Genomic DNA, 20,568 nt, shown 5'->3' on the forward strand with positions numbered 1-20,568 from the left:
CCGGCGCCCGCCTGGCCATCAGTGGCCGCTTGTGTCATGTCATGTCAAAAGTGGATGTCAAAAGTGGATGTCAAAGGCCCCGGACCGTGACCGATCCGGGGCCTTTGCGCTGGTGCCCCCAGGGGCACGCAGACAGGGAACTTGCAGGTCAGGTCACCAACCCGTCGTGATCGTCCGCGTCTCTCTCCCGCGCCCGGCCCGTATGCCGGTCTCGCACACCCGGTCAGGGGAGCAGTTTCGGCTTCTTCTTGGCGGCCACGTCCTCGACCCAGCCGAACAGCGGGATCGCGATCCAGATCAGCACCCAGCCGATGCCGAACATGAACCACTGGCTCTCCAGCGGCAGCCACTTCTCGAAGGCGGGGACCTTCCAGAACTGGTCGATCAGCGGGACCGCGAGCACCAGCGCGATCTCGTGCCAGAGATAGATCGTCACCGCCCGCCCGTTGAAGATCGTCACGGTCCGGTCGAGCCGCTTGAAGCGGGCGAGCCAGGCGAAGTCGACGTCGTAGTACGCCTTGAAGTACATCAGCAGCGTGACGAAGCCGGCCGACCAGAAGGCCTGCGCGAGGGGGATCTCGTCCAGGTCGTAGGTGCCGAAGTCCGCCTGGTGAGCGAAGGCGTACCAGCCGCCGTAGACGAGCGCGGCCAGCGACACCAGGACCGCCGGGGCCGGCTTCAGCCGCTGGAGCACGCCCTCGCGGTGCGCGAAGCCGACGAGCCAGCAGAAGAGGTAGGTGGCGAGGTCGGTGAGGGCGCTGCCGAAGCGGTCGTGCGGCGGCTGCCAGCCGTACTGGAAGACGACGATCGGGACGAGGGACAGGAGCAGGACCGGAATCGGGGCCTTGCGGAAGATCTTCAGAAGCAGCGGGGAGAGCAGCACGAACCAGAGGTACGTCCGCAGGTACCAGAGGATTTCCCAGGCCTGGACGCCCCATTGGTTGCCCGGCGGGTCACCGACCGGCACGATCCAGAAGACGATCTGCCAGCCCGGCATCCAGTCGTGGATCAGCATCGCCACCACGACGAAGAAGCCCCAGAACCAGAACGGGGGCAGCAGCCTGCGCATGCGGCTCTTGACGACCTTGAACGCGGGGCGCTCCAGGGACTTGGCCATCAGGGTGCCGGCGAGCGCGAACATCACGCCCATGGAGGGGAAGAGCATGCCGGCCCAGGCCCAGCCGAAGGTGTGGTACGTGACTACGCGGACCAGGGCCACCGCGCGCAGGGCGTCGAAGTACCGGTCTCGGCCTCCCTCATTCGCCTTCGGCGCTGGGTCGGCGGGGGAGGCCTCCTTGCCCCCGGGGTCGGGGCTGGACTCCGCTTCCACGGCGCCCGGCGCTGTCGGCTGTGCCCACCCTTCCCCACTCTCGGCTTCGCTCGAGCTGGGGAACCCCGATCGCCCTGCGGAACGATGGCCCACAGCGGTAGCGGCCTCCGGCGGGGACGCCGTCTCCGCCGCGTACCCCTCGCCGTACTCGGGATACGGCTGGGCGTACTGCTGCGGGTACGCCTGGCCGTACTCGGTGTACTGCTGAGGTTGCTGGCCGTACCCGTACGGATCGGGCTGCTGCCCGTACCCGTAGCCCTGTTGTTCCGAGCCCCAGCTCATCTAGCTCACTCCTGCCGGGGTTCCGACCTCGCCCGTCCGCTTGAGCTTCTGCCAGCGGAGGCGGCCGCCGGTCAGGGCTGTGACGCAGGAGTGGATCAGAACCAGGTACATCATCTGGCGGTACGCGAGTTGCTGCAGCGGCAGCATCGCGAGGTAGCGGTACTTCTCCCGGTCGAGTCGGAACGCGTAGGCCGCGCAGATGAGTTGGACGGCGAGGACGGCCAGCCACGCGAGCAGCGCCGCCTGGAAGTCCACGAAGATCATCGAGTAGATGGTGAACACGTCGATGAGCGGCGCGAAGACCGGCGTGATGATCTGGAAGAGCACGACCAAGGGCATGCCCACCCGGCCGAAGCGGCCCGAAGGCCCCTTGTCCGTCAGGGACTTGCGGTGCTTCCACAGCGCCTGCATGGTGCCGTAGGACCAGCGGTAGCGCTGCGACCACAGCTGCTTCAGGGAGCCCGGAGCCTCCGTCCAGGCCTTGGCGTGCTCCTGGTAGACGACCCGTCGGCCCGCGCGGTGCATGGCGATGGTGATGTCGGTGTCCTCGGCGAGCGTGTCCTCGCTCATGCCGCCGACCTCGAGCACCGCGTCGCGGCGGAAGGCGCCGATCGCGCCCGGGATGGTTGGCATGCAGCGCAGCAGGTCGTACATGCGGCGGTCGAGGTTGAAGCCCATGACGTACTCGATGTGCTGCCAGGCGCCGATCATGGTGTTGCGGTTGCCGACCTTGGCGTTGCCCGCGACCGCGCCGATCTCCGGCTCGGCGAAGGGCTGCACGAGCTGGTGCACGGCGTCCGGCTCGAAGACGGTGTCTCCGTCCATCATCACGACGATGTCGTAACTCGCATTGCGGACACCGTTGTTGAGCGCGGCCGGCTTGCCCGCGTTCTCCTGCCGGATGACACGGACGTTCGGCATGCCGAGCGACTCGGCGATCTCGGACGTGTTGTCCTCGGACCCGTCGTCGACCACGATGATCTCGATCGGGTGAGTGCTCTTCGCGAGCGACCTGAGGGTGTTGGCGATGCACTCCTTCTCGTTGTACGCGGGCACGATCACGGTCACCGGCCGGGTGACCGTCGGCCCCCAGCTGAACTTCCCGCCCCTGCCGCGTTTTCTGTTGCGCTTTCGGTAATGGTGGCGGGCGAGGATCAGCATCATCCCGAAGCGGCCCATGACGGCGACGCCGACGACGACAAGGAACCAGGACAGGGCCGGGACGACCCATTCGGCGACGGCGACCGCCCAGATGAGGGCCTTGCCCTCATAGAGGGTCGCGCCGGTGGCCTTGCTGTGGGCCGCCTGCTCGACGGTCGTCGAGGAGACGGCGGTACCGGTGGGCTGTCGGCCGTTCGCCTGGCCGCCGAGCCGTCCGGTGCCCGCGCCAGCCGCCTGACGAGCGTTGCCCGGGGCGTTCTGCCGGGCGAGCTTGGCCTCCGCGCCGCTCACGGTCGTGAACGTGTAGCCCTTGGCCTTCATCTTCTTGATGTACGTGTTCAGCGCCTTGACCGTCTGCGCACGGTCGCCGCCCGCGTCGTGCATGAGGACTACGGCGCCCTTGTTCTTCTTCGGCGTGGCCCACTGGACGATCTTCGAGACGCCCGGCCTCTTCCAGTCGTCGCTGTCGGTGTCGACGAAGACGCTGGTGTAGCCGAGGTTGCCGATCTTCTGGTAGACGGGCCAGCTGTAGTTGTCGACGGCGTTGATCTCCGACGAGTACGGCGCCCGGAAGAGCGTGGTCTGGATCCCCGCCGCACCCGCGAGGGCCAACTGGGTCTGCTGCAGCTCACGCTGGAGCCGCGCCGTGCTCTGGTAGGAGAGGTCGACGTGCGTGAAGGTGTGGATGCCGACCTCGTTGCCCTGGTCGACGAGGTCCTTCACCACACCGGGGTAGCGGGAGACCATCGAGCCGACCATGAAGAACGTGGCTTCCACGTCGTTGTCCTCGAGGACCTTGAGGATCTGCGGGGTCCAGGTCGGGGTCGGACCGTCGTCGAAGGTGAGCACGATGGTCTTCTTCGGTACGGACTCGGTCTTCGCCGTGCCGTTGTCGAAGGTCAGCAGCGGACCGCCGTCGAGGATCTTCTGCGGCACCTTGTCGTAGGCGGCCCCGTCGCGCACCCGCGCGTCGTTGCCGATCTCGGAGCGCAGATAGCCGTCGAGGAGCATCACGCTGCACAGCCCCAGCAGGAGCAGCAGGGCGAGGATGACGCGCGGTTTCTGCAGCGCCACGGCCTTGCCTGCGGCCCGCTCGATCTTGGAGGGGGCGCGCCGCCGGCCGCGCGAGGGCGTCGTAGTCATAAGGGTGACCGCGTCTTCGTCAGTTGACGCCGGTGGAGGCGAACGCCCCGGCAGTCGTGGTCGCAGCGGACGAGGGCGCGGATCCGGTGGGCACGCCCGAGGGCGGAGTGCCCGTGGGGGCGATGCCGCCCTGCGGCCGCAGGTTGCCGCCGCCGGGAGCGGAGCCGGCCCGGCCGCCGTTGAAGGGGAAGAGCGAGGACGGCGTCAGCGAGGTGCCCCAGCCCATGAAGGCCATGCCGAGCACGACCGCGTAGCCGAGGCAGACGACGCCGACGAGCGTGCCGATTCTGCGCAGCAGGCGGGCGCGGCGCCCAGAGTTGTCAACGAACACGGGACCCTCGACGGACCCGTTGCCGCGTTTGCGGCGGCGGCCGCGTCCGGCGGCGCGGTTTTCGATGGCGGACTCGGTTTGCATTCCCCGAACATTAGGACGCCTTTATGTGCCAAAAACTCTGCTTCCCATGTGAGGCGCCCATGAGAGAGGTCCCAACCTGTATTTTCTCTATGAGAATCCTTGAATACCGGCGCAGCTCAAACCCGGTGCGAATGACGGATATGTCTGATTTCCAGGCCCGGATCACCCCTTTTATCCCCCTCTCCTATGCGCTTTCCATGCACGATCTTCATTCGGGATTCCCGGCCGGATGTGACACATTTCCAGTGCGGAAACAGGGGTTTGTTTCCATCCTGAGACAGAAATCACGAGAGCGGGTGCATGCGCAATGAGGAGTTTCCTGAAGCCGGCCGCCGGGCTCGTCTGCCTGGTGGCCCTGGCCTGTGCGGGGTGCTCCTCGGGCGATCACGACGCGTCGGACGCGGCGTCCGCGCAGGCCCGGCGGACGAACGCGGCGCCGTCGCCGAGCGAGAGCGCGGCCGAGAGCGAGACCGGGACGACGGCCACCTCGTACGCCCCCTACGTGAGCGCCACCACCGCCGCCGACACGGACGCCACCGGGTCGCCGACGACGTACAACCTCGCCTTCGTCATCTCCGACGGCAGCGACTGCACGCCGAAGTGGAACGGGACGTACGCCATCGGCGATTCGGCCGTGAAGTCCCGGATATCGGCGCTCAAGGAGTCCGGCGCGGGTGTGCGCGTCTCCTTCGGCGGCGCCTCCGGCAAGGAACTCGCCTCGACCTGCGACAGTGCGAGCGAACTCGCGGCGGCCTACGGCGCGGCGCTCGACGCCGCCGGTTCGACGCAGGCGGACTTCGACATCGAGGGCGACGAACTGACCGACTCCGACTCGGTCACGTTGCGCTCGAAGGCGATCGCCCTGCTCCAGAAGGAGCGCACCGATCTGAAGGTCTCCTTCACGCTGCCCGTGATGCCGTCCGGCCTCGACGACGACAGCCTGGCGCTGCTCGAGTCCGCCAACGACCACTCCGTGAAGGTCTCCACCGTTAACATCATGACGATGAACTACGGCAGTTCGTACGCCGGGGACATGGGCGACTACGCGATCACGTCCGCCAAGGCGGCCCACGACCAGCTCGAGGACGTCTTCGGGCTGTCCAGCGCGGGCGCCTGGCAGGGCCTCGCGCTCACCTCGATGATCGGCGTCAACGACGTCGACAACGAGACGTTCACCCTCTCCGACGCCGCCCAGCTCCGCACCTTCGCCGAGGAGAAGAAGGTGGCGTGGGTGTCGCTGTGGTCGACGTTCCGCGACCAGCAGTGTGCGGACGGCTCCGCGTCGGGCGACGCGGCCACCAACTGCAGTGGAGTGACGCAGAGTTCGGGGGCGTTCGCTCAGGCGCTGGCGGGCTGAGCTAGCGCCTGCGGTGCACCAGGCGGCCGGCGCAGACCGTGGCGATGCAGGCGCCGCTCTCGTCCAGGACCGCGAGGTCGGCTCGGCCCATGACGGTGATCGCCGTGGGCCGGGCGCGCGGCAGGACGACGACGTCGTTCCGCTCGGCGGCGGCCCGGAGTTCGGGCGTGTCGGCGTACTGCTCGAGGACCGCGACCGCCCCCCGCTTCAACAGCGCGTGAATCCGTTCACGCGGTGTCGGCGCGTCGGGGAGCGGCCCCTCGTGGAGGAGGGCGGGCCCGAGGACACCGGGCCAGCGGCGCACCCGGGCCCCCGGGAACCGCTGTTGGACCTCGGCCAGCGTTCCCGCGGCGGCGACCCGGACGCCCTCCACCGCGACGGCGCCGTCCTTGACCGGCGCGGAGTCGTCCCAGCCGTACCGCAGCTCGTCGGCGGCGTGAATCGTCAGCACGGCGCCGCTAGTTGGAGGCGAGCAGCTTCAGCTCGGGATGGGCGGTCCCACCCTCGATCGCGGTCGACGAGATGTGGGACATGACCCGCTCGTCGACGGGGTCGTTCGCCGGGTCGTCGTGCACCACGATGTGCTCGTAGGTGGTGGTCCGCTGGGCGGGTACGCGACCGGCCTTGCGGATCAGGTCGATGATCTCCATGCGGTTGGAACGGTGCCTGGCGCCCGCCGAGGAGACCACGTTCTCCTCCAGCATGATCGACCCGAGGTCGTCCGCCCCGTAGTGCAGGGAGAGCTGGCCGACCTCCTTGCCGGTGGTGAGCCAGGAGCCCTGGATGTGGGCGATGTTGTCCATGAACAGCCGGGCGATGGCGATCATCCGCAGGTACTCGAAGAGCGTGGCCTGCGTGCGGCCCTTGAGGTGGTTGTTCTCGGGCTGGTAGGTGTACGGGATGAAGGCGCGGAAGCCACCCGTCCGGTCCTGTACGTCACGGATCATCCGCAGGTGCTCGATGCGCTCGGCGTTGGTCTCGCCGGTGCCCATGAGCATGGTGGACGTCGACTCGACGCCCAGCCGGTGCGCGGTCTCCATGATCTCCAGCCAGCGCTCGCCGCTCTCCTTCAGCGGGGCGATCGCCTTGCGCGGCCGCTCGGGGAGGAGTTCGGCACCGGCGCCGGCGAAGGAGTCGAGGCCGGCCGCGTGGATCCGCTGGATGGCCTCCTCCACACTCACCTTGGAGATACGGGCCATGTGCTCGACCTCGGACGCGCCGAGGGAGTGAATGACCAGCTGGGGGAAGGCTTCCTTGATCGCGGCGAAGTGCTTCTCGTAGTACTCGACGCCGTAGTCCGGGTGGTGGCCGCCCTGGAACATGATCTGCGTACCGCCGAGTTCGACGGTCTCCGCGCACCGGCGCAGGATGTCGTCGAGGTCGCGCGTCCAGCCCTTCTCGGTGTCCTTCGGGGCCGCGTAGAAGGCGCAGAACTTGCACGCCGTGACGCACACGTTCGTGTAGTTGATGTTGCGCTCGATGATGTACGTGGCGATGTGCTCGGTACCGGCGTACCGCCGCTTGCGTACGGCGTCGGCGGCGGCGCCCAGCGCGTGCAGCGGGGCTTCGCGGTAGAGGTCGAGCGCCTCTTCGGGGGTGATCCGCCCACCGGCGGCGGCGCGGTCGAGGACGGACTGAAGGTCGGCCTTCTCGGTCACCGGGTCCCTTTCGGCAGGGTGTGGACGGACCGATCCAGCCTACGCCAGCCACTTCGGTCCCCGGGCGTCAGGCTTCGGTGCGGTGCGGGTGGGGCGCGTGCGGCCTCCGGCTTCGGTGTGATGGCGGTGGCCGTGCGACGTCGGGCTTCGGTGCGGTGCCGGTGGCGCGTGTGCGGCCTCCGGCTTCGGTGTGGTGCCGGGGGCGGTGGCGCGCGTGCGACGTCGGGCTTTGGTGCGGTGCGGGTCGCGTGTCCGGCCTCCGGCTTCGACGCGGCGCGGTGCGGTGCGGTGCTGTGGCGCGCGTATGGCCTCAGGCCGCGTACGCCCCCATCAGGAGTCCGACGTACGCTCCCGCGATCAGGAACGGCCCGAAGGGGATCGACGTCTTCCGGCCCGCGCGCCGCACGACGACGAGCGCCGTCCCGTACAGGCCGCCGAACAGGAACCCGGCGAAGGTCCCCAGGAACACCACGCTCCACCCGTACCAGCCGAGCACGGCCCCGAGTCCCAGCGCGAGTTTCACGTCGCCGAACCCCATGCCGTTCGGGTTGATGAGGAAGAGCAGGAAGTACGCGCCCCCGAGTGCGAGCGCCCCAAGCAGCGCCGTCAGCCAGTCCCCCGCATGTTCGGGCACGGCCGCGACCGCCCCGAGCAGCGCGAGCGCGGCCCCCGCGAGCGGCAGCGTCAGTACATCGGGCAGCCGCTGCACCGAGAAGTCCACGACGGCGAGCAGCACGCCGAGCGGCGCGAGCACCAACCAGACCGCGAGCTCGGGCCGTGTCCCGGTGGCGAGGGCGATCCCGGCACAGACGAGGGCGGTGGCGGGGGAGACAAGGAGGGTGGAGCGGCCGTACCAGGCCGATACGCGGCGCGTGACCAGACGGCCCGCCTCACCGGGCACGGCCCCCGCCGCGACCGCCTCACCGCGCACGGCCCCCGCCGTGACCGACTCACCGCGCACGGCCCCCGCCGTGGCCGCCTCACCGGGCACAGCTCCCGCCGAGTCACCGGACACGACTACGCCCATGACACCGGCCGCAGGCTCCCCCACATCACCGGACAGCCCACGCTCCACACCGCCGGGCATGGCTCCCCCCGAGCCACCGCCCGCAACCCCACTCACGACACCAGCCGCAGGCTCCCCCACCTCACCGGACAGCCCGCGCCCGACACCGCCGGGCACGGCTCCCCCCGAGCCACCGCCCGCAACCTCACTCACGACACCGGCCGCAGGCTCCCCCACGTCACCGGCAAGGTCGAGAACCGGCACGTCGCCCCCGCCGCCGAGCGCCACGCTTCCCCCGTCGCCGAGCGCCACGCTCCCCCCGTCCCCGGACGCCACGCTCCCCCCGTCCCCGGGCGCCGCCGACGACGTACGAGAAAGAGAGCCGGAAGCCCCGCACGCCCCGCAGCGGGCCAGACCGAGCCAGCCGCGCGCGATGCCGCTGATCGCATGCCCGTCAGGGCAGTGGTCGCGCCACGGCTGGTCCGGATCGACGGAGAAGCGGTACGCCGCCCGGGGTACCAGCAGCCCCGCCGCGGCGCCCCAGAGGGCGGCGGCGGCCGGCCAGAGGTCGAGATCCACGCGCTCCCCCGAGAGAGTCCGTTACCGATGCGTACTGCTGTGCGCCTGCCCAGCCTGCGGCGCCGGGGGCTGGACGGCAAGGTCCGGCCCCGGCGCCCCGTCAGCCGGCGGCGGCCACACCACTGCGCCAGGTGGGCAGCAGCTCGTCCAGCAGCGCCTCCGTCCGCGGCGGCAGTCCGCGCGCCCCGCTGCGGGCGACCAGATCCGCCGCGAGCCGCTTCAGACGGTCTCCGTCACCGGTGGCGTGCGTCGCGCGCAGCAGCTCGTTCCACAGCCGCTCGTCCTCCGGAGCGGAACCCAACGCGGCGTTCAGCGCCTCGATGGCCTTCTCCGCCCGGTCCTTCTCCAGATGGAACGCGGACAGCGCGAGCCCGATGTCCGCGACCAGCAGCGGGAGTTGGGCGTCGATGATCTCGTGGGTGAGCCAGCCGTAACGCCCCGACGGACGGTCGGCGAGCAGCGGACCGCGTACGAGCACGAGCGCGTCCGTGAGCAACCGTCCCCGCACCACACGGCTGTTGACGCCCTTGCCCTGCGTCGCCTCGTGGTACAGCGACCGCAGCACGTCCAGGTCGGACACGACCGACTTGGCGAGCGTGAGCCGCCCGCTCGCGTCAGTGCCGAGACGGCCCGTGCCGTCGGGGTCGTTGCCAAGCCAGCCGCGCAGCCGCTCGACCAGCGCGTCCCGCACGTCGTCCGTGACACCGCGCGGCCACAGCGCGGAGGACAGCACCCGCGGGTGCACGCCTTCGCGGTGCAGGAGCAGCAGCGCGAGCGCCTCGTGCATCAGCGGACTGCGCTCGCCGTCGGGCGTCTCCAGGCCGATGATCTCGTACGGGCCCACCAGCCGCGCGTACACGGCCGGCCGTCCCTGCTCGCTGATGTCGACAAGGAACGGCGGTGCGGAGGAATTGGTGCTCTCGCGCTCAGGATCCGCCTCGACGAACAGCTCGACGACCGCCCGCTGCTGCGCCACCGGCAGCAGCTGCGCGTCGAGTTCGAGCCCGAGCAGCGGCGCGAGCAGCTTGCCCTGGCTGGTGATCTCCATCTCCCAGGCGGCGCCCGGCAGATCGCCGCTCTCGGTGCCGACGAGGTAGCCGATGCCCAAACGGCTCGCGTCGGCGGCGAGTTCGGCGAGCTTGACGGCATCCTCGGCGGACGGCTCGGCGGCGAGCAGCACGAGGTGCGGGGCCCAACGGGTGTGCTGGGCGGGCCCGGTGCGTCCGGTGAGAACGGAGTCGTGCCCGGCGGCCCCGAGCGCTCCGCGCCGCTGCCGCGTCTCCGCCTCCATGGTCTCCACCAGCGCCTCGACGTCGTCGAGGTGGCGCAGCCGGTTGGGCGCGAGCGGCGTCAGGTCCTGCCCGAAGCCGACCAGCGTGATCGTCATGCGGTCCGACCAGCCGTTGGTGGCCAACTCGGCGGCCACGGACGCGAAGACGCCCGCACGGTCGCTCGCGCTGCCGCTGAGCGACACGATGCCGGGGACGGACTCGAGGTTGAGGAGCAGCCGCGAGTCGTCCATGGTGCCGAGGCTGACCAGCCCCGGGTAGGGAGCGGCGGTGTCGACGTCCTCGTACCGCTCCGCGTCCGTCCGCGCGAGCATCCAGAACGTCTGGTCCTGCCCGAGCTGCCACGGCGCCGGCGGCTTCCCGGCGGGCTGGGCGAGCTGCAGATGCAGATCGCCGTTGCCGCTGAGCCAGGCCGCGTAGACGGTCGGCAGCGGGCGCGACTCGGCGGCGAGTGCGGCGGCGAGCCCACGCAGTGACAGGTCGAGCAGGCGTACGCCCTCGGGGTCGGCGCCCACCAGCAGCGCGTCCTGCGCATCCGCGGCGGACCCGGTCGGAACCGGCGGCTCCATGCCGCGCCGCCCGCCGACCGCCCCGAGCGCCGACTGCCACAGCGCCTGGCGGCGCCGGCGGCCGAGGGCGCCGAGGAGACCGGCGGCGAGGAGGGGCGCGCCGACGAGGGCTTCGGGAAGCCCGAAGGAGAATCCGCTGTCGTGGGAACCGGACGCGGACTCGGCCGCGGAGCCGGAGTTGGACCCGGACTCGGAATCGGCCTGCTCCCGCTGCTGGTCGGCGCCGCCCCGCTCACTGCTGTGCCGCTGCTGCGGCACGTGAATGTGAGCGGTGTCCCGGTCGCCTGCGCCCCCGCCCTGCTGACCGGCCCCGCCCTGCTGCTGGTCACCGGTCTTGGCGTAGTCGTGGATCTGCTGCTGGACCTGCTCCGAGACCTGGGGCGCCTCGTCGGGCATCTCGACGAGCTCGCCGCCGTGGGCGTCGCCGGGCATCTCCAGGATCCAGCCCGGCCGGATCAGACTGGCTTCCGACAGCTTGGACCCGTCGGGCTGCGTACGGTCCTTGTTGAGCTCGTAGATCTCCTTGTACCGCCGCCCGTCGCCGAGATGCCGTTGGGCGACCTCCCAGAGGGAGTCGTGGTGACGGCCCTCGGGAGGCTGGATCCGGTAGTACTTGGTGTCGCCGTCCTTGGCGGCGTGGCTGCCGCCGCTGTCGGCATGGGACGCCGCGTTGGCGGCCTGCTCGGCGATGGCGGCGGCCGCGCTGGAGGCGGCCTGCTCCTGCTGTTGCCCGAACAGCCCGCCCGGGGTCTGCTGCGCGGCGGCGACCGTGCCCCGCTGATTGCCGTCCAGGCTCTGCCCCAGCTGCGACAGCCCCGGCGTGAAGCTGGCCGCGGCGGCGCCGACGAGCAGCAGCGCGGCGACGAGCTGCCGCGCGAGCAACTGACTCGGCCCGGCACCGGGCACCCGGCCCGGCAGCCCGACCCCCGACAGCGCGGCCTTCACCTCGATGAGCACACAGGCGGTGAACTGGGCCCAGGCGAACCATACGATGACCGTGAGCACGTTGATGAACGTCCCGACGGTGATCTCCTGCTGCAGCCACTCCAGCGAGGGCGCCCCGTGCGGCAACGGCCACCCCACACTGACGACCAGCGCGCCCGGCACCCCGACCAACAGCACGACGAGCGCCAAGAAGGCCAGGAACGCCTTCACGATGTCCCCGAACGTCCGACGACGCCGGGGCAGGGGCTGCGGCGTCCGATTCCTCGGACCCGGCGAGCTGCCCGTCGAGCTGGAAGTGGTGCGTCGCGCCATGGCGGATGTCCTGGGGTCGTGTGGGGAGGGAGTGAGATGGGGGTGAACTGAGCCTACTGAGATCTTAAGGAGGGTGTCGAAGCCCAGACAGGGGGCAGGGACACGCCGCCTGCCCGATTCCTCACCTCGCGCCCCCTACGCCCAAGTTGACTCCCCGGCCTCAACCCCCTTGATGTCTGGACCGCACGCCATTCGCAACCGTCACGTCACAGTTCTCACGGTCCCCACACAATCCCCCATTGGTGCCCCGCTCCCCTTTACGTGCCCCTGATAGCTTCGTTCTCTGCTGCACACATGCCTTACACAGGGGGAGATCCGACCGTGGCCCGCCGCACCGTGACCACCGCCGCCGTTGCGTTCACCGCGACAGCGACCCTGCTGCTCACCGCCTGCGGCGGGGGCGGCGACGACTCGTCAAAGGGCATCAAGGGCGCCGATACGGGGTCGGGTACGCCGTCGGCATCGGCCTCGAAGGCGGACTCCGACGCACCCGACCTCTCGCTGCCGGACGACCTGCACCTTGTCTTCGACTTCGCCAAGCCCTCCGACTCCCAGCACGCGGCGGCTCTCGACACCGCCACCGACTACATCCGGGCGCTGAAGCACGGAATCGTGAAGCAGAACCCGGACGACCCGGCGTACCAGTACTACTCGGTGGGCGCCGCAGCCAAATACGCCAAGTCACAAATCCAGGCATGGGTGGACGGCGGCTGGACCCCCACCGGCACGGACAAGTACTACGACGCCGAGACGGCGAAGGTCGGCTCCACGGGCGTTCTCGTCACGTTCTGCAGAAACCAGGCCAAGTCGTTCAGCAAGAAGATCAAAACAGGGAAGACTCATTACACGAAGGAATCCCTGGACAGCTACCAGAAGTTCAGCATCCTGATGCGGCCCCTGTCCGACTCCGCGCAGGCCTGGAAGGCACAGCAGATCGAGGTGCAGGGGCGGGTAAAGGAGTGCCAGGGATGACGTCCATACGCCACGCGCGACGCTGGGCCACCGCTGTCACCGCGGCAGCCGTCCTGTGGTCGACGGGCACCGCGTACGCCGATGACGTCCCCGGCGGCACCACGAAGCCGCCCGCGGACAAGCCGAGCGGCGGCTCCGCCAACCAGAACATCTACGCCTCCGCCACCCACTCCCAGATCAAGGTCCGCCAGATCAAAGGCCCCACCAGCGGCAAGCGCGGCAGCCTCGCGCCCGTCGACTCCAACTGGAAGCCGCCGGCCTGCTGGTACGAGCCCGTGTTCACAGCCGAGGGCCTCAAGGAGTTCGTGGACAAGGAGGACGGCAACGGCGACGTCGGTGTCCACGAGAGCTGGTACGGCAAGCGTCTGTGGACCGACCACTACGACGACGGCAAGCCCGAGACCAACTTCGACGACACCCAGTCGACGGCCCCCGGCTACAAGAACTACAACATCGGCAAGAAGGGGTACTTCTGGCGCAGCGTCGCGCCGGACGACACCGATCCCGCGTCCTGGGACTGCGGCCGCATCATGTTCTGGCAGGACGACAACACGGTACCGAAGATCCCGCACGCCCCGACGACGAAGACCCTGGCCGAGTACGCGTACGACAAGGTCAAGATCCCCGACACCAAGATCGAGCTGAAACCGCAGGGCAAGTCCACGGTGAATCTGCCGACTTGGGTATGGCTGGACAAGGGAACCTTCCAGGACGTCACGGTCCGCGCCGAGCTCCCGAACACTGGCCTGTGGGCGGAGACCACCGCCAAGCCGGTCGCCCTCCACCTCGAGCCGGGCACGGACGACGCCGAGACCTACCCCGCCTCCGGCGACTGCACCTTCAAGGACGACGGCTCCATCGGCACGCCGTACAAGACGGGCGACGCCGACAAGACCCCGCCCTGCGGGATCACTTACCTCCGTGCCACGAGCGGAGAGCCGTACCGGCTGAAGGCCTCGGTCACCTGGCAGATCACCTGGAAGGGAAGCGGCGGCACCGGCGGCAACAACCTCCCCAACGGCACCTTCGAGACGACCCAGGACATGAACGTCCAGGAGATCCAGTCGGTCAACCGCTGACCGGCCTCGCATCTGCAAAAGACCGTGCGATATTTTCGCATGCACGTTCTATTGCAGGCATGGTTATACGTTGCAGGTGTTTACGGGGAAACACGTGTCGCACCGCCCAACCGACTGGCACATACTCGATCTCGACCACGACCCGACACCGGGAGACCCGCACCGCGTACGCAAACTCGCGGGCTCGTTGCACGACTTCGCCGACGACGTCTCCCAAGTCCTGCGGGACATCAAGGGCATGGCGAAAGAGGACGCCGTCCTGAAGTGGGCCGGCAAGACGGCGGATGCCTTCACCGCCGAATTCGAAGACGTCCCCGGCAAGCTGAAGAAGCTCAAGAAGTCCTACGACATCGCCGGTGACGCGCTGGCCTCGTACTGGCCGGACCTGGAGGACGCCCAGACGAAGGCGGACCAGGCGCTGCGCGACGGCCGCAAGGCCCGCACGGAACTGTCCACCGCGCAGACGGCCTTGACCGGAGCGAACGACTGGGTGCGTACGGCCACCGCGAAGGCGGACGCGTACGCCCCGGACAAGAACCACGGGAAAGACATCCCGAAGCCCGACGAGGCCGAGGTCCGCCGGGCCACCCGCAACGCCCAGCACGCCAAGGAGCAGCAGACCTCCGCCCAGAAAGACGTCGACGACGCCCAGGGCGCGCTGAACGCGGCGAAGAAACTGGCCGCGCAGGCGAAGGGGCTGCGCGAGGACGCCGCCCGCCGCACGGTGAAGAAGCTCCACGAGGCCTCGGACGCCGGCATCCACAACCGGCACTGGTGGGAAGAGGCCGTCGACTGGGTCTCCGACCACTGGGACGAGATCGTCACGGTCTGCAAATGGGTCGTGACCATCGTCGGCATCATCGTGATGATCGTGGGCGGGCCGCTGGGATGGCTGGTGTTCGCCGCCGCCCTCGTCGTACTCGCCGACACGATAAGAAAGATGGCCAACGGCCAGGCGGGCTGGGGAGATCTACTCTTCGCCGCCCTGGATTGCATACCCGCCACAAAGGGCTTCACCAGCCTCGCCAAGATCGGCAAGCTCTGGAAGGCAGGCGGCCTGCGCGCGCTGGGCGGCGGCCTGTTGGGCGGTATCGGGGGCGGCCTGAAGAACCTCGCGAACGGAATCCGCAATGGATCCGTCAACGTGGTCTCGGCCGTAAAGGGTCTCGCCGCACGCGGAAAGAGCCCCCTTTCATTCAAGGTGCAAGCATTCAAGGACGGCCGCGCTGGAATGCTCATCTTTCGCCCCGGCGACCCCCTACTGAAGAGCATGCAGCGCATCAAGAACAGCGGAACTTTTGACATCGCAGTTCATGGTGCACCAACATCCGTCGGGTATCAGATCAAGGACGGGGCAGCCCACCTGGCGGAAAACTGGCACAACTTCAACCACCGTGAAATCGCCTCACTCATGCGCGCCCACGGCTGGAATGGCGAGCCTGTTAGACTTCTCTCCTGCCAAACCGGAATGAAATCTGACGGGTTCGCGCAGAACCTTGCCAACACACTCGGAGTGAACGTCGAGGCTCCCAACGACTTTCTGTGGGTATGGCCAAACGGAAGGACCGCGGTGGCGCCGTTCAACAGCTCTGGCACGTCGATCCACCCCAGCGTCAGGGGTGCGTTCGAAACATTTCTTCCCAACGGAGGTTAATAGGCAATGGTCAGAATTCCCGCACCCCATCGCATCGGCGAGCCTGAGGGAGACGTCGAGGGCGTGGTCGACTCGCTTCCCGCCGAACTCGTAGACAGGCTCTCCAGCTTCCTGGAGAGCGGCGAACCCTTGCTCTTTTCGCCAGGAACAATTCCCGACGCGTTTTCCGAATCATCCGAGATGCGGGTACGCATCGGGATCATGACCGATGGTGAATGGGTCTGGCACCTGGCTTGGGCCGACTATGTCCAGTACCACCGGGTATCGCCTCCCGATGCCTTCATCCAGCACATCCAGGCTCTCAACTACACCGCCGCCGAGATTTCGATGGAACGCGCCATGGAAATCGCCGAAGCGGAAGGAATTCCCATGCCCGACTGAAGTCGAATCCATTGATCAATATTCCACCTAAAAGAGGACCTGCAGAGCGAATGAGCGAGATCCCGGAAGACCGAGGAACCACCGAGACCCTGCCCATGGGTATCTCAGTTTCTGTACCGGAATCCTGGTGGGAGTTCGACATCCGCCGCGAGGGCCGGGACTCGACCATCCGCGCCCTCGTCGACGAGCGGACTCGCGATGTCCCCGAACTCGTCCCGTACCGCGCCGACTTGACCAACATGCTCCGCAAAATGGCGAAGGACGCCTACGACTCCGGCGCCATTTACATGGGCTGCATGGCCGAGAACTTCGAGGGCGTTCCCCTGTCAGCCACCGTCACGGTCTCTGTCCTCGGCGCGAAGAACAAGCAAGGCGTGGCCCTGTCCACCGACCCCCGTGCCATCGCCGAGAGCCTGCGCACCATCACGCCCCGCCGCGAGGGTGACGCCTGGCGCACGGTGACGACCGTCGACATCCCCGAAGTCGGCCCCGCCGCCCGGACGTTCGGGGTCGAGGACGTCCCCGTCGCGCAGGGCGACACGCGTACCCTCCGTATGGTGCTGACCCAGACGTACGTTCCCGTCCTGGGAACCGCCGAGCAGGTCGTGCTCGTCTCCGGGGCCAGCCCGGTACTGGACCTGGCCGAGGCGTTCCACGACATCTTCGACGCGGTGACCGGTACGTTCCGCTTCGTCTGACGACCCCAGGGGAGATCTCATGGGCAACGGCAAAAGCGACCTCGCGCTCCCGCTCAGCGAGCTGGAGGACTACGGCGGGCGACTGCGGGACATCAAGACCCGGCTGAACCACACCAAGAAGCTCTTCGAGTCCTACAAGGACGACCTCGGCGACCACACCGTCTACGACGCCCTCGACGACTTCGAGTCCGGGTGGGAGGACGGCCGTGAGGACATCACCCAGGCCCTGGACGCGCTGGCCGACATGTCCGACGCCGTCGTCCGCGAGTTCAAGAAACTCGACGACAAGCTCGCCAAGGACGTCAAGGACGGCGTGAAGCAGGAGGGCGGCAAGGGCGGGAAGGGCAGCAAGGGCGGCGGGGAGTAAGAGCGCCAGAGAGCATGCCTTCCCTTTGCGTTCCGTTGGTTGCTGGAGTGAAAACCGGTCCAGGAGAGTGAGCGTGGCCGCCGTGGGACGGATGGGGCGGCCGGTTGGGAAGCATGCGCACGGGGGTCGCAGTGGCGGATCACACCAAGGTGTCCACGACGGAACTGAAGGACATCAGCCGGTCGTTGGCGAAGCTGAAGTCGCACTTCGAGGGTGCGAAGGACCTCGTCGACTCCTACGACGCGGACATGGGATCCGGCGATGTGGCGGGCGCCCTCGACGACTTCGCGGACGACTGGAAGAAGAAGCGCAAGCAGCTCTGTGACGGTCTGGAGTTCCTGGGCAAGACGGCGGGTACGGCGGCCAAGGCCTACGACGACCTCGACCAGCACCTCGCCCAGGCCCTGCTGAAGTCTCAGCCGGATCAGCCGAAGAAGAGCGGCCAGGGCGAGTGAGCGACGACTTCTCGGGCGTCGACTGGCAGACCGCCCGCTACGACGACAAGGAATTCACCCCGGGCGACCCCTATGAGGTGGCCCAGCTCGGCAAACGCATCGCCGATACGGCCACCCTGATCCAGGAGCAGGCCACCAAGCTGCACAACTTGGTCGACGGCAACGGCTGGGACTCCGACGCCGGGCGTGAATTCACGAAGAAGACCGAGGACACGGTCGGACTGCTCACCAAGTCACACAAGCGGTACGCGGCCGCCGCCGACGCCCTCGGCTCCTCGGTGGGCCGCGAACCCGTCTCCGACGAGGCGCGGGTGGCCTGGGCCACCGCCCTCGAACACGCGCAGAACCTGGTCCGGACCGCGCTGACGAAGGCCAAGGCCGCCGATGCCGACGGCAGCCACGCCCAGCACCAGATCGACCGGCATCCAGGCCCCGACGACCACCCCGACAAGCAGAAGCTGAAGAAACAGAAGGAGTCCGCCGACGGAGACCTGGAGGCCGCCAAGAAGGATCTCCGGCACGCGCTGTCCTACCGGGACACCCAGGCCGGTTACGCCAAGTCCGCCATCCACGACGCCGTCGACCACGACGGGCTGAAGGACCCCAAGCACCACTGGTGGGACAACTGGCAGGACTGGGTCGCGGATATCGGCCACTGGGCGGGGGTGGCCGCGGCCTTCCTCGGCGTGCTGGCCCTCGTCCTGAGCTGGGTACCGGTTCTGGGTGAGGTCCTCGCCGCGCTGGCCCTGGTGGCGTCGGTGGTCGCTCTGGTCTGCGACACCATTTCCGCCCTGGACGGCAAGGGCACCTGGCTGGACGTCGCCATCGACGCGATCGGCGTGCTGTCCTTCGGCGCCGGACGGGTGCTCGGCACCGCAGCGAAGGAAGCGTCCGTGGCCGCACGCGGAGCCTCCGCCCTCAAGGACTTCCAGCTGGCGCGGGACTTGGGGCTGAACCCGACGGCCGCCCGCGAACTCGCCGAGACGCTCAACGGGGTCAAGCCCGGGCAGATCGGGAAGGCGCTGGCCGAGGGACCCGCCAAACTCCTGCCGCGGATGCGGTCGGTGGTCAAGGAGTCGGTGAACGCCAAGGCGTACGTGAACGACATCCGGATCGCCGCGGGCAAACTCCCCACGGCGGAAAGCCTCCTCGCCGACGGTGCCCCGAAGCTGTCGCAGATCGCGGACTCGTCGTTCAAGAGCATGGCGCGCTCCGGCCAGGCCCTCTATCTCGGCAGCCAGACCCTGCCGCTGGCGGCCGGCTGGCTGAACCTGGCGCATGTCAGCCCCGGGGAGCCGTGGATCACCGGGCCGAACGCGTTCAGCGGGGTCAAGGAGATCCCCGGGCTCGGATCGAGCGGAATACCGTTCTACAACTGGAGCTGGAACGTGCCCGCCGACGGCTGATCCGGATCGGCTGCCGGACAAGCCGAACAATTCGAGCAGGGAAGCAATCCCAGCAAGGAAAGCAAGGACCACGTGGCGAGTGAGGACGAGCGAGCCGTCGACGATCTGTTCGCGGAGCTGCCTGAGGACGGGCGGCGGACGCTGGAGGAGATCGGCATGGGGCTGCCGGAACTGCGCCGCATAGCCGCCGGCGAGGGCGGTATGCGGCAGGTGCGCGGCATCCTGTCCGAGTTCACCGCCAAGGCCGATCCGCGACGGCCCGGTGACGACGAGGGGGCCGCCCGGCGGACTGCCGTGTGGCCGTGGCTGCGGTTGTTCCTGGCAGCCGTCGCGGGATTCGTCGTATGCGAGCTGTCCACCCTCGTGCTGGGCGGGCTCTCCCTGCTGGTGGGGGCCCTCTGCGGAGTGGGCGTCATCTTCGCGGCGCTTGGGACCCGGGAGTCGCGCGGGGGCCTGGTCCTGCGGTGGATCACGGTGGGGGCGTACTACGTCCTGATCTTCGTCGCGTCCTACACCTCCCAGGAGTGGTACCTGCACCTGCGCGGAGTGGAGCAGACGGTCACCATCGCCGCGCCGAGCCACCAGTGGGCCCACGGGGCCCGTCAGACGTACTGCCGGGTCCGGTTGGCGGACGGTTCCGTCCACCAGGTGTTCAGCAACAGGGACGACTGCGCCGACCGGGCAGGAGACAAGACCACGGCCGTGGTCGATCCCTCGGGCCGCTACGGTCCCTTCCTCGGCTCGAAGTCCGACATCGGCGACACCGTCGAAACCGCCGTGTCCCTGGGCGCGGCCGCCGTGTTGGTCCTGGCCCCGGCGGGCTCCGTAGCGCTGGGGCGGGCCCGCAGGACGGACGGAACGGCGGCGTGACGAACCCCTCCCACGCGGACATGGCCACCGACGGCACCGAGGCACCGCCCGCACCACCGTCCGACTACCGCCTGGCCGTACCCGAAGGCTGGGAGCGAGTCGTGCTCGACCCCGACCGCTGGCCGCACCGCATCGACAAGCTGGTCAACCGCGGCCTGCGCCGGACGAAGGCCACCCCGCAGCTGAAGGCCGCGCTCGGAGACCGGATCAAGGCGCAGGCCGAGGCCGCGCATGCGAACGGCGGGGTGGAGATGTACCTCGTCAACCAGGTGATGGGCCAGGTCCCGGTCTCCGCCGGCCTGGTCGTCACGGTCCTGCGGCCCCCGTCGGGCAGGGCGGTCGGAGACCTGTCCGACATCGCCCTCTCCCTCGGTACACGCGGCGCCGACGCGGACTCCGACGTGACCATGGTCGACCTGCCCGCCGGCCCGGCCGTACGCCACTTCTACCGCCGACGCCCCGCGCCCGACGACCCGGACGGCAACAAGCTGCTCGTCACGCACCTGGACGTCTGCCTCGCGGTACCGCACAGCGACCAGCGCCTGTTGCTCTCCTTCTCCACCCCGATGGAACCGCTGGCGGAAGCGCTGGTCACCCTCTTCGACTCGATCGCCCGCACCCTGCAATGGATGGCCTGATC

General features: G+C 68.8%; 18 protein-coding genes and 1 pseudogene. 11 read left to right on the top strand and 8 right to left on the bottom strand.

Annotation, left to right across the window (positions count from 1 at the left end):
- Positions 1-223: 223 nt before the first annotated feature.
- Genes AB0D27_RS13950 through AB0D27_RS13960 form a run of 3 tightly spaced genes read right to left on the bottom strand, consistent with a single transcriptional unit; the run spans position 224 to position 4,331 of the window.
- Positions 224-1,612: an acyltransferase family protein gene (locus AB0D27_RS13950; RefSeq protein ID WP_362506890.1), complete on the bottom strand. Its 1,389-nt coding sequence runs from the start codon at positions 1,610-1,612 to the stop codon at positions 224-226.
- On the bottom strand, positions 1,613-3,916 hold the full coding sequence (locus AB0D27_RS13955) for a glycosyltransferase (protein ID WP_362506892.1): 2,304 nt from the start codon (positions 3,914-3,916) through the stop codon (positions 1,613-1,615).
- A gap of 19 nt (positions 3,917-3,935) precedes the next feature.
- Complete coding sequence (locus tag AB0D27_RS13960) at positions 3,936-4,331, bottom strand: hypothetical protein (protein WP_362506895.1); 396 nt, start codon at positions 4,329-4,331, stop codon at positions 3,936-3,938.
- Positions 4,332-4,638: 307 nt separating this feature from the next.
- On the opposite strand from AB0D27_RS13960, the gene AB0D27_RS13965 reads away from it, so the two are divergent.
- On the top strand, positions 4,639-5,688 hold the full coding sequence (locus AB0D27_RS13965) for a chitinase (protein WP_362506897.1): 1,050 nt from the start codon (positions 4,639-4,641) through the stop codon (positions 5,686-5,688).
- A gap of 1 nt (position 5,689) precedes the next feature.
- Here the strand turns inward: AB0D27_RS13965 and AB0D27_RS13970 are convergent, their stop codons facing one another.
- The 5 genes and pseudogenes from AB0D27_RS13970 to AB0D27_RS13990 all read right to left on the bottom strand — a co-directional run bounded on the left by AB0D27_RS13970 (position 5,690) and on the right by AB0D27_RS13990 (position 12,046).
- Positions 5,690-6,139, bottom strand: coding sequence for a hypothetical protein (locus AB0D27_RS13970; protein WP_362506900.1), 450 nt, complete (start codon positions 6,137-6,139; stop codon positions 5,690-5,692).
- A gap of 7 nt (positions 6,140-6,146) precedes the next feature.
- Entirely contained in the window at positions 6,147-7,346 is a 1,200-nt protein-coding gene (gene mqnC, locus AB0D27_RS13975; protein WP_362506903.1) for a cyclic dehypoxanthinyl futalosine synthase, read from the bottom strand.
- A gap of 310 nt (positions 7,347-7,656) precedes the next feature.
- Positions 7,657-8,433: an A24 family peptidase gene (locus tag AB0D27_RS13980; protein ID WP_362507040.1), complete on the bottom strand. Its 777-nt coding sequence runs from the start codon at positions 8,431-8,433 to the stop codon at positions 7,657-7,659.
- A 312-nt stretch (positions 8,434-8,745) separates the two neighbouring features.
- Positions 8,746-8,931: pseudogene (locus AB0D27_RS13985) on the bottom strand (prepilin peptidase); the annotation flags it as partial.
- 100 nt (positions 8,932-9,031) lie between these two features.
- Positions 9,032-12,046: a BTAD domain-containing putative transcriptional regulator gene (locus AB0D27_RS13990; protein WP_362506906.1), complete on the bottom strand. Its 3,015-nt coding sequence runs from the start codon at positions 12,044-12,046 to the stop codon at positions 9,032-9,034.
- A 321-nt stretch (positions 12,047-12,367) separates the two neighbouring features.
- On the opposite strand from AB0D27_RS13990, the gene AB0D27_RS13995 reads away from it, so the two are divergent.
- From AB0D27_RS13995 to AB0D27_RS14040, 10 genes are all read left to right on the top strand, one after another.
- Positions 12,368-13,018: a hypothetical protein gene (locus AB0D27_RS13995; protein WP_362506909.1), complete on the top strand. Its 651-nt coding sequence runs from the start codon at positions 12,368-12,370 to the stop codon at positions 13,016-13,018.
- A complete protein-coding gene (locus AB0D27_RS14000; RefSeq protein ID WP_362506912.1) occupies positions 13,015-14,097 on the top strand; it encodes a hypothetical protein in 1,083 nt (360 codons plus the stop codon). Before AB0D27_RS13995 ends, AB0D27_RS14000 begins: the two co-directional genes overlap by 4 nt.
- A gap of 94 nt (positions 14,098-14,191) precedes the next feature.
- Complete coding sequence (locus AB0D27_RS14005) at positions 14,192-15,751, top strand: putative T7SS-secreted protein (protein ID WP_362506915.1); 1,560 nt, start codon at positions 14,192-14,194, stop codon at positions 15,749-15,751.
- 6 nt (positions 15,752-15,757) lie between these two features.
- A complete protein-coding gene (locus tag AB0D27_RS14010) occupies positions 15,758-16,132 on the top strand; it encodes a hypothetical protein (protein WP_362506918.1) in 375 nt (124 codons plus the stop codon).
- A gap of 50 nt (positions 16,133-16,182) precedes the next feature.
- Positions 16,183-16,830 carry a hypothetical protein gene (locus tag AB0D27_RS14015; RefSeq protein ID WP_362506921.1) on the top strand — a complete coding sequence of 216 codons (648 nt, stop codon included), beginning with the start codon at positions 16,183-16,185 and terminating at the stop codon, positions 16,828-16,830.
- A 19-nt stretch (positions 16,831-16,849) separates the two neighbouring features.
- Positions 16,850-17,197: a hypothetical protein gene (locus tag AB0D27_RS14020; protein ID WP_362506924.1), complete on the top strand. Its 348-nt coding sequence runs from the start codon at positions 16,850-16,852 to the stop codon at positions 17,195-17,197.
- A 131-nt stretch (positions 17,198-17,328) separates the two neighbouring features.
- Positions 17,329-17,652, top strand: coding sequence for a hypothetical protein (locus AB0D27_RS14025; protein WP_362506927.1), 324 nt, complete (start codon positions 17,329-17,331; stop codon positions 17,650-17,652).
- A complete protein-coding gene (locus AB0D27_RS14030) occupies positions 17,649-19,058 on the top strand; it encodes a hypothetical protein (protein WP_362506930.1) in 1,410 nt (469 codons plus the stop codon). The genes AB0D27_RS14025 and AB0D27_RS14030 overlap by 4 nt, the downstream gene beginning before the upstream one ends.
- A 72-nt stretch (positions 19,059-19,130) precedes the next feature.
- Positions 19,131-19,928, top strand: a complete 798-nt coding sequence (locus AB0D27_RS14035) for a hypothetical protein (protein WP_362506933.1) — start codon at positions 19,131-19,133, stop codon at positions 19,926-19,928.
- Positions 19,925-20,566 (top strand): hypothetical protein, encoded by a 642-nt coding sequence (locus AB0D27_RS14040; protein WP_362506936.1) that lies wholly within the window; start codon positions 19,925-19,927, stop codon positions 20,564-20,566. Before AB0D27_RS14035 ends, AB0D27_RS14040 begins: the two co-directional genes overlap by 4 nt.
- The last annotated feature ends 2 nt before the right edge of the window (positions 20,567-20,568 follow it).

This window comes from Streptomyces sp. NPDC048415 (assembly GCF_040651675.1).
GTDB lineage: Bacteria > Actinomycetota > Actinomycetes > Streptomycetales > Streptomycetaceae > Streptomyces.

Bases quoted from the DNA above. Each gene is read 5' to 3' on its own strand.
- AB0D27_RS13950 (WP_362506890.1), bottom strand. From the start codon at position 1,612: ATGAGCTGGGGCTCGGAACAACAGGGCTACGGGTACGGGCAGCAGCCC.
- AB0D27_RS14000 (WP_362506912.1), top strand. From the start codon at position 13,015: ATGACGTCCATACGCCACGCGCGACGCTGGGCCACCGCTGTCACCGCG.
- AB0D27_RS14020 (WP_362506924.1), top strand. From the start codon at position 16,850: ATGGGCAACGGCAAAAGCGACCTCGCGCTCCCGCTCAGCGAGCTGGAG.
- AB0D27_RS13965 (WP_362506897.1), top strand. From the start codon at position 4,639: ATGAGGAGTTTCCTGAAGCCGGCCGCCGGGCTCGTCTGCCTGGTGGCC.
- AB0D27_RS14010 (WP_362506918.1), top strand. From the start codon at position 15,758: ATGGTCAGAATTCCCGCACCCCATCGCATCGGCGAGCCTGAGGGAGAC.
- AB0D27_RS13990 (WP_362506906.1), bottom strand. From the start codon at position 12,046: ATGGCGCGACGCACCACTTCCAGCTCGACGGGCAGCTCGCCGGGTCCG.
- AB0D27_RS13960 (WP_362506895.1), bottom strand. From the start codon at position 4,331: ATGCAAACCGAGTCCGCCATCGAAAACCGCGCCGCCGGACGCGGCCGC.
- AB0D27_RS13955 (WP_362506892.1), bottom strand. From the start codon at position 3,916: ATGACTACGACGCCCTCGCGCGGCCGGCGGCGCGCCCCCTCCAAGATC.
- AB0D27_RS13980 (WP_362507040.1), bottom strand. From the start codon at position 8,433: ATGCCCGGCGGTGTGGAGCGTGGGCTGTCCGGTGATGTGGGGGAGCCT.
- AB0D27_RS14015 (WP_362506921.1), top strand. From the start codon at position 16,183: ATGAGCGAGATCCCGGAAGACCGAGGAACCACCGAGACCCTGCCCATG.